Source organism: Streptomyces sp. NPDC001348, assembly GCF_053597535.1.
In genome coordinates this window covers 196,648-211,259 of record NZ_JBSFIK010000011.1, presented here as the reverse complement: position 1 = coordinate 211,259, position 14,612 = coordinate 196,648, and the positions used below count along the sequence as shown (strand labels likewise).

Annotated in this window: 12 protein-coding genes and 1 pseudogene; 3 read left to right on the top strand and 10 right to left on the bottom strand. The window is 71.5% G+C overall.

The genetic code is table 11. From position 1 onward, the window contains the following. The first annotated feature begins 502 nt into the window (after positions 1-502). Positions 503-1,173 (top strand): annotated as a pseudogene (locus tag ACWC21_RS14985) (dienelactone hydrolase family protein). Here ACWC21_RS14985 and ACWC21_RS14980 read toward each other — a convergent pair. Beyond that, entirely contained in the window at positions 1,170-1,364 is a 195-nt protein-coding gene (locus tag ACWC21_RS14980; protein ID WP_450881725.1) for a hypothetical protein, read from the bottom strand. The pseudogene ACWC21_RS14985 and the gene ACWC21_RS14980 overlap by 4 nt on opposite strands. Positions 1,365-1,566: 202 nt before the next feature. Between ACWC21_RS14980 and ACWC21_RS14975 the strand changes: the two genes are divergently transcribed. Then, complete coding sequence (locus ACWC21_RS14975) at positions 1,567-2,706, top strand: glutathione-independent formaldehyde dehydrogenase (protein WP_450881723.1); 1,140 nt, start codon at positions 1,567-1,569, stop codon at positions 2,704-2,706. Between the two features lie 65 nt (positions 2,707-2,771). Here the strand turns inward: ACWC21_RS14975 and ACWC21_RS14970 are convergent, their stop codons facing one another. Continuing rightward, positions 2,772-3,107: an STAS domain-containing protein gene (locus ACWC21_RS14970; protein ID WP_450881721.1), complete on the bottom strand. Its 336-nt coding sequence runs from the start codon at positions 3,105-3,107 to the stop codon at positions 2,772-2,774. Between the two features lie 128 nt (positions 3,108-3,235). On the opposite strand from ACWC21_RS14970, the gene ACWC21_RS14965 reads away from it, so the two are divergent. Beyond that, positions 3,236-3,586 (top strand): helix-turn-helix transcriptional regulator, encoded by a 351-nt coding sequence (locus ACWC21_RS14965; protein WP_450881719.1) that lies wholly within the window; start codon positions 3,236-3,238, stop codon positions 3,584-3,586. Positions 3,587-3,588: 2 nt separating this feature from the next. Here ACWC21_RS14965 and ACWC21_RS14960 read toward each other — a convergent pair whose 3' ends face one another. The 8 genes from ACWC21_RS14960 to ACWC21_RS14925 form a co-directional block, all read right to left on the bottom strand. Then, positions 3,589-4,746, bottom strand: a complete 1,158-nt coding sequence (locus tag ACWC21_RS14960; RefSeq protein WP_450881717.1) for a substrate-binding domain-containing protein — start codon at positions 4,744-4,746, stop codon at positions 3,589-3,591. A 26-nt stretch (positions 4,747-4,772) separates the two neighbouring features. Next, positions 4,773-5,822 (bottom strand): ABC transporter permease, encoded by a 1,050-nt coding sequence (locus tag ACWC21_RS14955; protein WP_450881715.1) that lies wholly within the window; start codon positions 5,820-5,822, stop codon positions 4,773-4,775. After that, positions 5,819-7,366, bottom strand: a complete 1,548-nt coding sequence (locus tag ACWC21_RS14950) for a sugar ABC transporter ATP-binding protein (protein ID WP_450881714.1) — start codon at positions 7,364-7,366, stop codon at positions 5,819-5,821. Before ACWC21_RS14950 ends, ACWC21_RS14955 begins: the two co-directional genes overlap by 4 nt. 146 nt (positions 7,367-7,512) lie before the next feature. Continuing rightward, positions 7,513-10,341, bottom strand: coding sequence for a SpoIIE family protein phosphatase (locus ACWC21_RS14945; protein WP_450881712.1), 2,829 nt, complete (start codon positions 10,339-10,341; stop codon positions 7,513-7,515). Between the two features lie 135 nt (positions 10,342-10,476). After that, positions 10,477-11,427 (bottom strand): cyclase family protein, encoded by a 951-nt coding sequence (locus ACWC21_RS14940; protein ID WP_450881710.1) that lies wholly within the window; start codon positions 11,425-11,427, stop codon positions 10,477-10,479. 18 nt (positions 11,428-11,445) lie between these two features. After that, positions 11,446-12,483, bottom strand: coding sequence for a 2,3-diaminopropionate biosynthesis protein SbnA (sbnA, locus tag ACWC21_RS14935; RefSeq protein ID WP_450881708.1), 1,038 nt, complete (start codon positions 12,481-12,483; stop codon positions 11,446-11,448). A gap of 37 nt (positions 12,484-12,520) precedes the next feature. Beyond that, positions 12,521-13,591, bottom strand: a complete 1,071-nt coding sequence (sbnB, locus tag ACWC21_RS14930) for a 2,3-diaminopropionate biosynthesis protein SbnB (protein ID WP_450881706.1) — start codon at positions 13,589-13,591, stop codon at positions 12,521-12,523. Next, the gene (locus ACWC21_RS14925) at positions 13,588-14,595 is read right to left on the bottom strand and encodes a TauD/TfdA family dioxygenase (RefSeq protein ID WP_450881704.1); all 1,008 of its coding nucleotides are present in this window, start codon (positions 14,593-14,595) and stop codon (positions 13,588-13,590) included. The genes sbnB and ACWC21_RS14925 overlap by 4 nt, the downstream gene beginning before the upstream one ends. Positions 14,596-14,612 lie beyond the last annotated feature (17 nt).

Genomic DNA, 14,612 nt, shown 5'->3' with positions numbered 1-14,612 from the left:
GAGAGTGGGGGAGGAGCTACCAGGGCTTTTCGGCAACGCGGCGAGGTGCGGTGCCAGGCCGCGCGACCCGGGCGGGCATAGTGCAAGGACCCCTTAGTCGCGGGCGCGGCACGGATGACCCGGTCAGCCGCTCCCCGACCCGGTCAGCGGCTCCCGGACCCGGTCATCCCCGCGACCGGCTGACCGGCGCCGGTGGCGTGCTGGTTCCTCTCCCTGGCCGGCGGGACGGCGGATGCCCAGATCATGCGGAACAGTTCCCATGCCGGGGTGTCACCCGCGCCGTACGCTCCCCGTTCCTCGGTCGAGGCCTCCGCGCCGTCTCGGTCGGGGTTCCCTTGGGACATTCTTTCCTGGCCTCTCCCCGGCTGATGTCACCGGAACAGCGGCCCACACTAACCTCAGCGCCGCGACTCCTCCCGCCACATGCCGGCGCAGGGCGTACCGGCCACCCGGATGGGCTACATGGCCGGCGGGGCGGGTACCCGGGCGGTGCGACACGCCGATGACGCGGGGAGCGTGTGCGACGGTCTCCGACTTGGTGACGGTGCCCGCGGTGAGAGCGGAACTCCACGGCGATCTGGTACTGCCGGGCCGTCCGGGCGCGGTCGTGCTGTTCGCGCACGGCAGCGGAAGCTAGCGGCACAGCCCGCGCAACCGCGCGGTCGCCGCGGAACTGCGGTCCGCGGGGCTCGGCACCCTGCTGCTGGACCTGCTCACCGAGCAGGAGGAACGCGTGGACACCGGCACCCGCGAGTACCGCTTCGACCTCCCCCTGCTCGCCCGGCGCCTGGTGACCGCGATCGACTGGCTCGGACGGCGGCCGGACACCGGTCATCTCCCGGTGGGCCTGTTCGGGGCGAGTACCGGGGCGGCCGCGGGGCGCTGACGGCGGCGGCCGGGCGGTCCGAGCGGGTGTACGCGGTCGTCTCCCGGGGCGGACGGCCGGACCTGGCGGGCGACGAGGTCCTCGGACGGGTGGAGGCACCTGTGCTGCTCATCGTCGGGGGCGCCGACGGCCAGGTGGTGGAGCTGAACCGGGAGGCGGCCCGCAGGCTGAGGGCACCGCACGCGATCCACGTCGTGCGCGGCGCCACGCGTTTGTTCCCGGAACCCGGAGCCCTGGAGGAGGTCGCTGCCGCGGCCGGTGACTGGTTCACCGGCCGGCTCGGCTAGCCCGAAGCGGTTCCGGGTTCCTCCGGTTCGATGTCGGCGAACTCCCACCAGGCGAGCGGCAGCCAGTCACCGCCGACGAAGCCGTCGACGGATCCTCCGGTGCCCCGAATGGCCACTCGGGTGCCCTCCGGGTAGGTGGTGCCGGACAGGCCGGAGACTGCGACGAGCAGTTTGCCGAAACGTCGCGACAAAGTGATCAATCCCTTTCCAGAATGCAGAAACCATTCTCCTGGTCTCTAGGTGCAAATCGTCTCATCATGCACGAGCCTGGAATATGAGCCACAGCACAGAAGACCGATCGGATTCGGGGCCCGTCGCCGGAAGTGCGGCGACCCCCTGCACGGTCGTTCCTCATAGCGATCGAACAGCCACACTTAGTGGAGGTGCTTGAGGATGAGGGCTGTCGTATACAAGGGACCGTTCGAAGTAGCGGTCGAGCAAGTGGAGGATCCCCGGATACAGCACCCGAACGACGCGATCGTCCGCGTCACGTCGACCGCCATCTGCGGTTCGGACCTTCACATGTACGAAGGCCGTACCGCCGCGGAGTCGGGGATCGTCTTCGGTCACGAGAACCTCGGAGTGATCGAGGAGACCGGTGAAGGGGTCACCGCGCTCAAGAGCGGGGACCGGGTCGTCATGCCGTTCAACGTGGCGTGCGGCTTCTGCAAGAACTGCACGGCGGGCTATACGGGCTTCTGCCTGACGGTGAACCCGGGGTTCGCCGGCGGCGCCTACGGCTACGTCGCGATGGGGCCCTATGTCGGAGGCCAGGCGGAGTACGTACGGGTGCCGTACGCCGACTTCAACTGCCTGAAACTTCCCGAGGGCAATGAGAAGGAGACCGATTTCGTCCTCCTCGCCGACATCTTCCCCACGGGCTACCACGGGAACGAACTGGCCGATGTGCGCCCCGGTGAGAGCGTCGCCGTCTACGGCGGCGGGCCGGTCGGACTGATGGCCGCGTACTCCGCGATGCTCCGTGGTGCGAGCAAGGTGTTCGTGGTCGACCGGGTGGCGGAGCGCCTGCAGAAGGCGGAGGAGATCGGCGCGGTACCGATCAACTTCACCGAGGGCAACCCGGTGGAGCAGATCCAGGAGAAGACCGGAGGCGAGGGCACCGACAAGGGCATCGACGCCGTCGGCTACCAGGCCCAGGAGCCCGGCCAGGATCACGAGGCACCGGCGACCGTGCTGAACTCTCTGGTCCAGACGGTCAGGCCGACGGGCGCACTCGGCATACCGGGTCTGTACGTGCCGCGCGACCCCGGCGGTCCGGACGAGCAGGCCAAGCAGGGCATGCTGGTCGTCGCCATCGGAAAGGCCTTCGAGAAGGGCCTGCGCATGGGCACCGGCCAGTGCAACGTCAAGCGCTACAACCGCCAGCTGCGTGATCTGATCATCGAGGGCCGCGCGGAGCCGAGCTTCGTCGTTTCGCACGAGCTGCCGCTCGACCAGGCGCCGTCGGCGTACGAGAAGTTCGACAAGCGGATCGAGGGCTACACCAAGGTCGTCCTCCACCCGCAGGCGTGAGGACGTCGTCCTGCGTCATTCCATCCGGCGGGGCGGCCACCGCCCCGCCGGATCCCGCAGCCGGTTCACGAGCGCGTGAACACCTCCCGGGCGCCGGTCAGGTCGAGCAGCCGCTCGACCGTGGGACTGGCGGTCCGGACGGTGAGGGTCTTGCCGTGCGCCGCGGCCTGCTCGCGCAGCCATAGCAGGAGGTTGAGGCCTGAGCAGTCGCAGAAGCCCACCGCGCTCAGATCCAGGTCGACACCACCGGCCGAGCGGGCGAGTATGTCGTACAGCCGGTGCTGGAGCCGACGGCCCGCGTCGAAGTCGAGATCGCCACGCAGCACCACTTCCACCAGGTCGGCGGCCGCCCCGACGGCTACCGTCGCCGAGCGCGCAAGCGTCAGCGCAGGTTGCGGCATGGCTTCTCCCTCTTTCATCGCCGACCCCACCCCAACACTGCCCCGGTCGACCCACACCCGTCAAGTAATACATGAAAAGGAGTACGTGCTTTTGAATGCGCGAACCGTCTGTCGGTAAGCTGGACGACATGGACGGAGTGCCTGAACCACACAGCGGATGGACGTTTCTGACCAACCACGCCAGGGTGCTGGCAGCCATCGCCGACGACCACAGTGCCCGCATCCGCGACATCGCCGCGCGCTGCCGGCTGACCGAGCGGGCCGTCCAGAAGATCATCGCCGACCTGGAACGGGACGGATACCTCTCGCACACCAGGGAGGGGCGTAGCAACACGTACCGGATCGAACCGGGCAAGGTGCTGCGTCACCCGGCCGAGGCGGGACTGACCGTGGCCGCCCTGCTCTCCCTGCTCCTCCAGGACGAGGCCGACCGTACCCCGCATCCCGAGGGGCACAGCAGGCCGCACGCGACGGCCTGAGTTCACCGTCCCCAGATCCTGCGGTACGCCTCCCGGTACCCCGACGGGTCCCACGTCGTGGCACTGTCGCTGTTGTCGGCGGTGGCGACGTGGACGGGGGCCACGTATCCGCTGGCGGGGCGGCCGGAGAAGGCGCGGTTGAACTCGTCGACGATCTGCCAGCCCTGGAGGGACAGCGGTTCGGGCACGGTGGCGGCCTGGTACTGCTTGTCCTCGATGCGCTGGAAGGCGGAGGGGTCGCCGTCCCCCGCCCCGATGTTGAAGGGTGGACCGGCGCCGTTCCGGCCGGCCGCGCGGAAGGCGGGTGCCGCGTCGGCGAAGTACAGGTCGTTGATGGCGACGGAGTGGGTCCAGCTGCTCCCGAACCGGGACAGCAGGGAGGCGATCTCGCGCTGGGTTCGGGTGCTCGCGTCCGGGATCGGGATGTTCTCGTACGCGAGCAGCTTCACGCCCGGACAGGTGGCGAGCCGCTTGCGGATCAGGTCGGACTTGTTCCTCGCGTAGGGGATCGAGGCGTCGGTGATGAGCACGACCCCGGCGCGGCCCCGGGACTGCGCGATGATCCACTGGGCGCTGATGCCCGCCACCTCCTCGACCCGGGTGGTGACGTTGGTGAACAGCGCGGGCCGCCGGCTGGGGCCGGGGACGGCGACCGCGTGCCAGCCGATGAGCGGGATGTGCTGCGCGTTGGCCTGCGCCACCTGCTGCGAAGTGGAGCCGGGGTCGAAGCCGCCGATGACGATGCCCGACGGCTTGAGGGTCACGGCCTCGCTCATGGCGGCCCGGATACCGGTGGGGGTGCCGCCGCCGTCGATCACCCGCACGTTCCAGCCGATGATCCGTCCGGCCTGCTGCACCCCGCTGGCGGCGCCTGCGACTCCCGGATTGGTCATGGTCTGGGCGACGTAGACGATGGTCTTTCCGGGCACCGCCGCCGGGCCGCTGGTCGGCCCGTTCCAGGGGACGTCGGTCCGCTCCACCCGGTCGACGGCCTCCTGGGCCCTGGAACGCACGACAGGACAGCCGTCCGGGCCCGCCGTGGACTCCCCGGTGCCGCCCGACGAGCCGCGTTCGCAGCCGGCGAGGGCGGTCGCCGTTGCCAGGAGGACGCACCAGGCGAGTCTGAGGACGGCGGGGGTGGCTTTGCGATTGCCGTGCACGGGAACTCCTCGCGGGGAACCGATCGTCAGGGAGTGGGGCCCGCCGACCGGGGCCCGTCGGGCGCGACGGCACCGGTGCGCAGCCGGCGGCGGGCGGCGTAGCCGGCCAGGCCGACGGCGATGAGCAGGGTGCTTCCGTAGAACAGCGGCACCGTCCAGAAGTCGGCGCCCAGCTGTCCGATGCCGGTGAGACCGACGGCGAGGACGGCGACGGCGACCACGGTGCCGAAGGCGTTGGGCCGGCCGGGTTTGATCGCCGTGGAGCCGAGGAGGGCGCCGACGAAGGCGGGCAGCAGGTAGTCGAGGCCGACGCTGGGATTGCCGATCTGCTGCTCCGCCGCGAGCAGCACACCCGCGAACCCGACGATCAGTCCGGACGCGGTGAACGTGTAGACGGTGTACTTGCGGATCGGGATGCCGACGAGCTCGGCGGCGCGCGGGTTCGAACCGACGACGTACAGATACCGGCCGAGCGGCAGGCGCTCGAGTACCAGCCAGAGGACGAGCGCGAGGGCGAGCACGTAGAAGGCGGGCAGGGGAAGACCGAGGTACATGGAGTCGTAGATGCCGGTGAAGCCGCCCGGGAGACCCTGCGGTCCGGGGACGATCCTTCCGCCCCCGGTGACCCAGCCGCTGACGGCGTACATCATGCTGCCGGTGCCGAGGGTGGCGATGAAGGAGTCGATACGGCCGAACTCGACGACGACGCCGTTGAGGACGCCCACGACCGCCCCGCCGGCGATCACCGTGAGGCAGGCGAGCGGCCAGGGCCACCCGCCGTGGACGACGAGCTGCATCACCATGACGTGTGCCAGTCCGAGGCCGTAGCCGATGGAGAGGTCGAACGCACCGGTCACGATGGGGACCATGGCGGCGAGCGCGAGGATGGCCGGGATCGACTGGTTGGACAGGATCGAGTCGACGGTGTCCAGCGTGGGGAAGGTGCGCGGCAGAGCCAGGGAGAAGACCAGGACGAGCAGGGCGGTGAGTGCCAGGAGCCCGTAGGCGCCGATGAGGTGGCCGCCCGGCCGGTGCGGTCGCCGCCGGGGCGGGGAGGCGGAGGGCGGAGCCGTCATGGGTTCGCCGCGGTCGGGGAAGGGGGCGTGGCCGAGGCCGCCCGGGTGAGCTCGGCGACCGTGAGGGCCGCTCCGCTCAGTTCGGCCGCCACGGTCCCGCGGACGAAGACCAGGGCCCGCCGGCACACCTGCGCGACCTCCTCGAAGTCGGTGGAGACGAGCAGGACCGCGAGGCCTGCCGCCAGGGCCTCGTCGAGCAGACGGTAGATCGCGGTTCTGGCGCCGAGGTCCACGCTCGCGGTCGGCTCCTCGAGGACCAGCAGGCGCAGGCCCGGGCGCAGCCACCGGCCGATCATGACTTTCTGCTGGTTCCCGCCGGAGAGCGTGGCGATGGGGGCCTCGCTGTCACGCGGACGCACCGAGAACCGCTCGATGAGGGTGGCGGCCTCGGCGCGCTCACGGCGCGGGTTCGTCCAGCGCACCGCCGGCCGGTCGCCCGCGAGCGGGGAGGCCAGGAGGTTCTCCCGTACGGTCAGCTCGGCGGCGCACCCCTCCCGCAGCCGGTCGCCCGGCACCAGGCCGACACCGAGCCCGACGGCGTCGGCGACCGTACGGGGACGATAGGGCCGGCCGCCGAGCAGGACCCGGCCGGCGAGGAAGGGGTGGCAGCCGGCCAGGGCCCGGCCCAGGTGCGTGTGCCCGGCGCCGGTGAGACCGACCAGGCCCACGACCTCCCCGGCCCGGAGCTCCAGGCCGACCGGTCCGGCGCCGGCGGTCCGCACGCCGTCGAGGGAGAGGACCGCGGGCCCGTCGGCCGGGGTCGTCGTCGGGTGGTAGCCGGCCGGTTCCTCCCCGACGATGTCGCGCACCAGGCGGGCGGGGCTGTGGCCCGCCAGCGGCCCGTGGCCGACCAGGCGGCCGTCACGCAGGACGGCGAAGGTGTCGGCGACCTGGTAGACCTCGTCCAGGCGGTGGCTCACGTACAGGACGGCGTGCCCCCGGTCGCGCAGGGCGTGGAGGACGCGGAACAGCCGGGCCCGGTCCGGGGCGGGGAGCCGTGCGGTGGGCTCGTCGAGGACGATGAGTTTCGCGCGTGCCGCCAGGGCTCTGGCGATGGCGACCAGTGAACGCTCGGCCGGGCCGAGCCGGGCGATCGGCGTGTACGGGTCGAGCTGTCCGCCGATGATCCCCATGGCGTCGGCGCCGCGCTCGCGGGTCCGCCGCCAGGAGATCAGTCCGACGCGGCGCGGATATCCGGCGCTCAGGGCGATGTTCTCGGCGACCGTCATCCATTCCACGAGACCGAGGTCCTGGTGGATGAAGGACATGCTCCGGGTGGCGGCTACGCTGCCGAGCCGGTGCCCGTCGACGGTGCCGTGTCCCGCGTCGGCGTGGTGGACGCCGGCGAGGATCTTGATGAGCGTGGACTTCCCGGCGCCGTTGGGCCCGAGCAGGGCGAGGACGCTGCCGGCGTGCACGTCGAGGTCGACCCCGGCCAGCGCGACGGTTGCGCCGAACCGCTTGCCGAGCCCGCGGATGCGGACGAGGGGCTGCGCCCCGCTGGGCGCCGGTGCCTTCGCAGACGTGTCTGGAGCGTCGTGCACGGACATCTCCGGGGGGTCGGCCTGGCGAGTTCTTCCCGACGGTCGAGAGGAATACTAGCCGAATAGATCACTGTATTTCGGACATGCCCTCGCTTGCCGTCGCTCCAAACACGGCAGCGGTCCGAGGCAGGGCGCGGGGCCCGGTCTCACGCGGCGTCCAGGGCGCACTCCGCCCAGATGACCTTTCCCTCCGGCAGGTAGCGCGTGCCCCAGCTCCGGGACAGCTGAGCGACCAGGAACAGGCCGCGGCCGCCCTCGTCGGTGCTGGCCGCCCGGCGGAGGTGGGGAGCCGTGTTGCTGGCGTCGGAGACCTCGCAGATCAGGGTGCGGTCGTAGAGCAGACGCACCCGGATCGGTCCGGCCCCGTGGCGGATGGCGTTGGTGATCAGCTCGCTGAGGATCAGTTCCGCCGCGAACGTGGTCTCGTGGAGCCCCCAGTCGGCCAGTCGCCGGATGGCGGACGCACGGACCTCGCTGACGAGGGCGGGGTCGGCAGGCAGGTCCCAGGCGGCGATCCGGTCGGCGTCCAGCGCGTGGACCCGCGCGACGAGCAGGGCGATGTCGTCGTACGGGTGGGCGGGCGCCACCGTGTCGAGGATGGCCTCGCAGGTGTCCTCGGGCGTGCGCAGCGGGTGAGCGAGGGCCAGGCGCAGCTGTTCGAGGACCGCGTCGACGTCGCGGTGCCGGTCCTCGATCAGTCCGTCCGTGTAGAGGACCAGCTGGCTGCCCTCGGGCACGTCGACCTCGACGGCGTCGAAAGGCAGCCCTCCGAGACCGAGCGGCGGCCCGGACGGCAGGTCGGGGTAGGAGACGGTGCCGTCGGGGTGGACGAGCGCGGGCGGAGGGTGGCCGGCGCGGGCCATGACGCACCGCTGCGAGGTCGGGTCGTAGACGGCGTACAGGCAGGTCGCGCCGATGATGCCGACACCCTCGCCGTCGGGGTCCTCCCGGTCCAGACGGCCCACGAGGTTGTCGAGGTGGACGAGGACCTCGTCCGGGGGGAAGTCGAGCTCGGCGAAGCTGCGTGCGGCGGTGCGCAGCCGGCCCATGGTGGCGGCGGAGAGCATCCCGTGGCCGACGACGTCGCCGACGAGGAGGCCGACGCGCGAACCGGAGAGGGGGATGACGTCGTACCAGTCCCCGCCGACGTCGGATTCGGCGGGCAGGTAGCGATGGGCGACCTCGACGGCGTGCTGGTCGGCCAGACCGTGCGGGAGCAGCCTGCGCTGCAGGGCGAGGACCATGGCGCGTTCATGGGTGTAGCGCCGGGCGTTGTCGATGGACAGGGCGGCGCGGGCGGCCAGTTCCCGGGCGAGCGAGCGGTCGTCGTCCCCGTACGGGGCCGGGTCCTGGGCCCGGTAGAAGCAGGCGATTCCCAGGACGACTCCGCGGGCCAGCAGGGGTACCGCGATGAGGGAGTGGACGTGGGCCAGCAGCGCGTCGGTGTGCTCGGGGTCGAGGGCGAGCCAGCCCGCGGCGACCTTCAGGTCCGGTTCCAGCACCGCCTGTCCGCCGGTCAGGCAGCGCAGCTGGGGTGCGGTCGGACCGAAGTCGGGCCGCTTGCCGACCGGAATGAAGGGGAGGTCGTCGCGAATGCCGTGGACCACCGTACGGCGCAGGTCGCCGAGGGGATCGACGGACTCCTCGCCGCGCAGGACCGCCTCGGACAGATCGATGGTGACGTAGTCGGCCAGTCGTGGCACCGCCGTCTCGGCGAGTTCCTCGGCGGTGCGGCGTACGTCCAGGGTGGTGCCCACCCTGGCACTGGCCTCGGACAGCAGCTCCAGGCGTCGGCGCGCGGCCAGGGCGTACGTGCCCACGCGCGGCTCCCCCACCATCACCAGCCCCCGGGCCGTCGGCGGACCGCCGGTACGAGCGCCTCGCGCGCCGTCGGCACCGTTGGCCTTGACCTTGCCGTCCAGCGGGGCCCGGCCCGGCGCCGCACCGGTAAGGCGTCCGGTGGGCCGAGCGGCCGGGAGGCGCGCGAGCGAGGCGGGGACGGCGGAGGTCTCGGCGGCCTGGCGCGGGACGAGGAGCGCCTCCACGGGGAGAACGCCCGGCAGGACGGCTTCGACGGCGATGCCTTCCACGCCGAAGCCACTCGTCATCGGGCGGCTCACCAGCCTGATCCACCGTCCGCCGGGCAGGGACACGTCCACGGCGCCCCGCTGTCCGCGGGAGATCAGCTCGGTCGCCTTCTCCATGAGGACGGCCTGGTCATGGGGGCGCAGCTCGAGCGCCAGTTCGTCGACCGCGATGCCGCGGTGCGGGCCGGCGGCCGCTTCGGCTTCCGCGGCCCGGTACGCCCTCAGCAGCGCACGCTCACGCTCGGAACTCTGCTCCAGCAGCCGCCGCTCCACGGCCGCGGCCGCCTTGCGTATGACCGGGCCCAGCGCCGGATTCTCGGCGCTGCGCGGATAGCCCATGCACAGCACGCCTTCCATGCGTCCGCTGAGCGGGTCGCGGATGGGCAGCGCGAGACAGGCGTTCCCCTGGGCGCGCTCGGCGAAGTGCTCGGCTCCGTAGACCCGGATGAGTTGCCGCTCGGCCAGGGCGAGTCCGATTCCGTTGGTGCCGGCGACCCGCTCGGAGAACACGAATCCGGGGACCGCCTGGATCGCCGGGAGGCTTCTGGCCAGTGACGCCCGCCCGAAACGGCGCAGGAGGACCGTTCCGTTCGGATCCGCGAGGGAGATGTTCATCTCGCTGCCGGAGAACCTGGCCTGCAGCCGGTCGAGCACGGGCACGGCCGCGTGCACGACACGGCCGCCCGGATCGAAGTCGTCCCGGTAGGGAAGGTCCGACTGGTCCGGGGAGAGCCCGAGCGACCGGCAGCGCTGCCAGGAGTTCAGGATCGACGACCGCACGCCCGCCTCGACCGTCTCACCCTGCAGAAAACGCTCACGGAAGCGTGCCGGGCCCGTGCCGTCTGTCGCACGCCCTGTCGGTAGCGGCTCTCCGCCGGATCGAACCACGCTTCGCCCCACTAGCACCCACGTAAGTCAGCTCATCGGACATATCTGGCATTGACGAGGATACGGGCATTGGGGTCATGAGTCACGGTTCGCGAATTCCGCACCACGCGCACGGCCACTGCCTCCCGCCCGTGCCTAGAGGACCGCGACCGGGGTGACGGGCGATCCCGTCCCGCCCGGTATGTTCAGCGGCGCCACGACCAGCAGGAACTCGTGCCGTCCGGCCTCGGCGGTGGCGGCGGAGAGGGCTTCCAGATCGAGGTTGTCCAGCAACGGCACTCCCATCGCCGCGACGGCCAGCGCATGCACCGGTGAGTGCACGCCGTCGACGGGTGAGGGCCGCACATCGCTGTCGCCGTCACCGCCGAGCAGCGCGACACCCCGCTCGGCCAGTAGCGGCAGGGCGTCCACATGGAAACCCGCGCTCCCCGTGTCGGGGTCCCAGGCGCCGAGTTCGGCGCGCCGGCGGACATGTCCGGAGCGCAGCAGCACCGCGTCGCCCTCGCCGATCGTCACCCCGAGTGCCTGCTCGGCGGCGATGACGTCGGCCGCGTGCACCGCCTGGCCCGGCTCCAGCCAGCGGACGCCGAGAACGGCCGGCAGGTCGAGGAGCACGCCCCTGGTCACCAGGGGGCCGAGTGCGGCCACCGTGCCGAAGCGGGCGCCCGCGGCATCGACGGCCTCGCGCGCCGTGCGGCCGTCGTAGAGCTGCCCCCGGTAGGCGATGTGGCTCAGTGCGTCGAGATGGGTGACGCCCTTGCCGTGGTAGTCGGCGGCGATGAAGTCCTTGTGGGTGGACGGTTCCGGTCTCTCCACGTCACCGAGATCGGTCATGTGGTGCAGGGCGGGCCTGCGGTTGTCGGGACCGGCCCGGGTGTTCCAGGGCAGCGCCAGCGGCACGACCGTCCCGGACCGCACCGCGGCCGTGGCCCGCCGCACGCGGTCCGCCGTCACACGGTTCCACGCGCCGCGGTCCGCCGGGACCCAGCGGCCCCAGGTGCGAACCGCCGCGAACATCGCGTCGAACTCGCCACGGGAGACGGCGGGCCCGCTGCCGGTACCGGCCGGCCCGGGGTTCGAGGTCATGACGCCGGCGCCACGGTCTCAGTGCTCCCCTCCGCGGTCCTTCCCGACGGCTCGGCGCCGCGACACGGGCTTGGACCGCGAGGACGTGGCGGGGACCTCCTCGGAGTCGAGGATGTCCTCACCGTAGAGGTCCTGCAGCCAGTTGGCCTGGTAGATGGTGTCGAGATAGCGCTCGCCCAGGTCGGGGGCGATGGCCACCGCGGTCAGCCCCCGTGTGTCGTGCCGGGCCAGCCAGTCCGTCGCACCGCTCACCACGGTCCCGGTGGACCCGCCGAACAGGAAACCGCGGCGGGCCAGCCGGTGGCAGGTGCGGATGGTGTCCGCTTCCTCGACCCGGATGACCTCGTCCACGTACGACTCGTCCAGCAGGGGCGGGCGCATGCTCATGCCGAGACCGGGAATCATCCGGCGGCCGGGTTCGCCGCCGAAGGACACCGAGCCCACGCTGTCCACCGCGACGATCCGCACCGGCCGGTGCCACTGCCGGAACCAGCGCGCGCAACCCATCAGGGTCCCGGTCGTGCCGGCCCCGACGAACAGCACGTCGAGCCGTGGGAAGTGGCAGGCGATCTCCGGTGCCGTGGTGCGGTAGTGCGCCTGCCAGTTGCCCGCGTTGGTGTACTGGCTGAGCCACACGTAGCGGTCGTCGGACGCGCAGAGCTCGCGCACGTAGTCGATCCGTTTGCCGAGGAAGCCGCCGTTGGTGTCCAGGTCGGCCACGATGTGCACCTCGCTGCCCAGCGCCTCCATCAGGAGCCTGGTGGACAGGTTGCAACGGGAGTCCGTCACACACAGGAACCGGTAACCCTTGCTGGCGGCGATCATGCTGAGCGCCACGCCCAGGTTCCCGGACGACGACTCGACCAGGATCGAGTCCGGCTTCAGGACCCCGTCGCGCTCGGCCGCCTCCACCATCTCGTTCGCGGCCTTCAACTTGATGGAGCCGGCGAAGTTGAAGCCCTCGCACTTCAGGTAGAGACGGCTTCCGAGCACCGGCTCGAGGTCGACGTACAGGTGTCTTTCGTTGAAGGCGTGGGGAGCGGATATGACGGGCACGGTGGGCCTCCGGTTGCCAGGGCCGAGCGGGTGCGCCTCAGCCGTACCGGCGCAGGTCGTGGAAGAAGTCGTCGATGAGGCGGAGCTGTCCCGCCCGGGCCACCTCGTCGTGGACGTACTTGCCGACGGCGAGGTCGAGGACGCCGAGTCCGAAGGGTGAGAAGATCACCGGCCGGTCGGACGGCGGGGTGAGCCGTCCGGTCATGACGTCGTCGAGGGTGCCGTCCAGGAAGTCACGGTCGCCCGTGAGCTGTTCGGCCAGATGGGGCGAGGTGTCGGCCTTCAGGCAGTGCTCGATGTCGTCGACGATGTTGGCCGACCGGAGCAGGATCTCCGGGGCGAGGTCGCGCAGGGAGATGTGCAGCACCAGCGGATGGTGGGCGAACCAGGCCGGGTCGGTGACATGGGGTTCGCCCGCGACGGTGGCGAAGACCACCAGGTCGCTGGACCGGACGAGGTCCTCGGCGCTGTCGTGGACGGTGATCCGGCCGGGGGCGCCGGTCTGCTCCAGATAGCCGCGGAAACCGGCCGCGCTGTCCGCTGAGACGTCGTACACGCCGACCGTGTCGAACGTCCAGGAGGTGCCGGTCAGGAAGGTGTGGATGTAGCGCGCGATCAGGCCCGTGCCGAAGAAGCCGACACGTGCGGGCCGGGCCCTCGTGCGGCTGAGCCAGTCGGCGGCCAGCGCGGCCGAGGCCGCCGTCCTGGTCGCGCTGATGACGGAGCTCTCCAGGCACGCGAACGGGTAGCCGGTCTCGTGGTCGTTGAGGATGAGGACCGCTGAGGCCCGGGGCAGGCCGGCCCGCACATTGGCCGGGAAGCTGGAGATCCATTTCAGGCCGTCGACTCGGTCCGGACCGCCGATGGAGGCCGGCAGCGCGATGATCCGGTCCGCGGGACGGTCCGGGAAGCGCAGGAAGTACGACGGCGGGTTGACCGAGTCCCCGGCGCCGTGCAACCGGTAGGTGGACTCGACGAGTTCGACGATCTGTTTCTCGCGGCCGCGGAGGGCCTGCTGGACCTGGGCGCCGGAGATGACGGCGAAGGCCGGCGCGGGGACCTGGCCGGGCTCGGGCTGCCGCGTGGTGGCTGACGATGCCTTGGTCATCGACGGCTCGCCTCCGGGGCCGGGCCGAGGTCGGGCAGCCGCCGGGGCTCGGCCATGGCGACGACCACCTGGCGTTCCCCGCCGAAGGCCTCTCGGCTGTGTGCGGTGCGGATGTTGTCGACGAGCATGAGATCGCCGGCCTGCCAGGGCTCGCGGCGGGTGTGCTCGTCGTAGGTGGTGTTGAGCAGCTGGACGATGTCCTCGTCGATCCTGGTGCCGTCCCCGAAGCGGGTGTTGAACGGCAGCGCGTCCGCGCCGTAGACGTCGACCAGGTACTCGCGCACCTCCGGTGCAAGGGTCCACTCGTTGAGGAAGGCGATCTGGTTGAACCAGCAGCGCCGGCCGGTGACGGGATGCTCCACCACGGCGCTGCGCCGCTGCCGTGTGTGCAGGGATCCGTCGGGCTGCCAGGCGAACTCGATGGCGTTGGCACGGCAGTAGTCCTCGATCGCGGCCCTGTCGTCGGTGCCGAAGGACTCCGCCAGGGACGCCCCGATCTCGTCGTTGTAGGCGCGGGTGAGCAGCCAGCCCTCGCGCTCGAACCGTGTCCTCAGCTCGGCGGGCAGCGCGCGCAGCACCTCCTCCGCGTCAGCGACCGCCGTGGCCCCGCCCTCGGCGGGCGCGGTCAGGCACGCGAACAGCATCAGGCCGGGGACCTCGAGCAGGTAGCTCAGTTCGTGGTGCATGCACATCGGTTGGTTCGCCGGCCAGGTCGTGGAGGAGTACACCCCCGGGCCGTGTGTCTCGCGGGGGGCGAACGCCTCCTTCTCCGTCATCAGTTCACCGGTCAGTGCCCGGAACACGGCACCGGCCTCGGCCGCGTCCCGCGGTCGCAGACCGCGGACGATCAGCGCGCCGTGCTCGGTGACCTGGGCACGCAGCGACTCACGGTGCGCAGCCGCCCAGCTCGCCGCGTCCCCGGGGGAGTCGAGGTGCAGGATCGGCGGTCTGTCCGGCCGCAGCGCCACGTCGAGCGGTGCTGCCACGGGTGGTGAGGACGACATGCGTGTCTCCTTTCGGT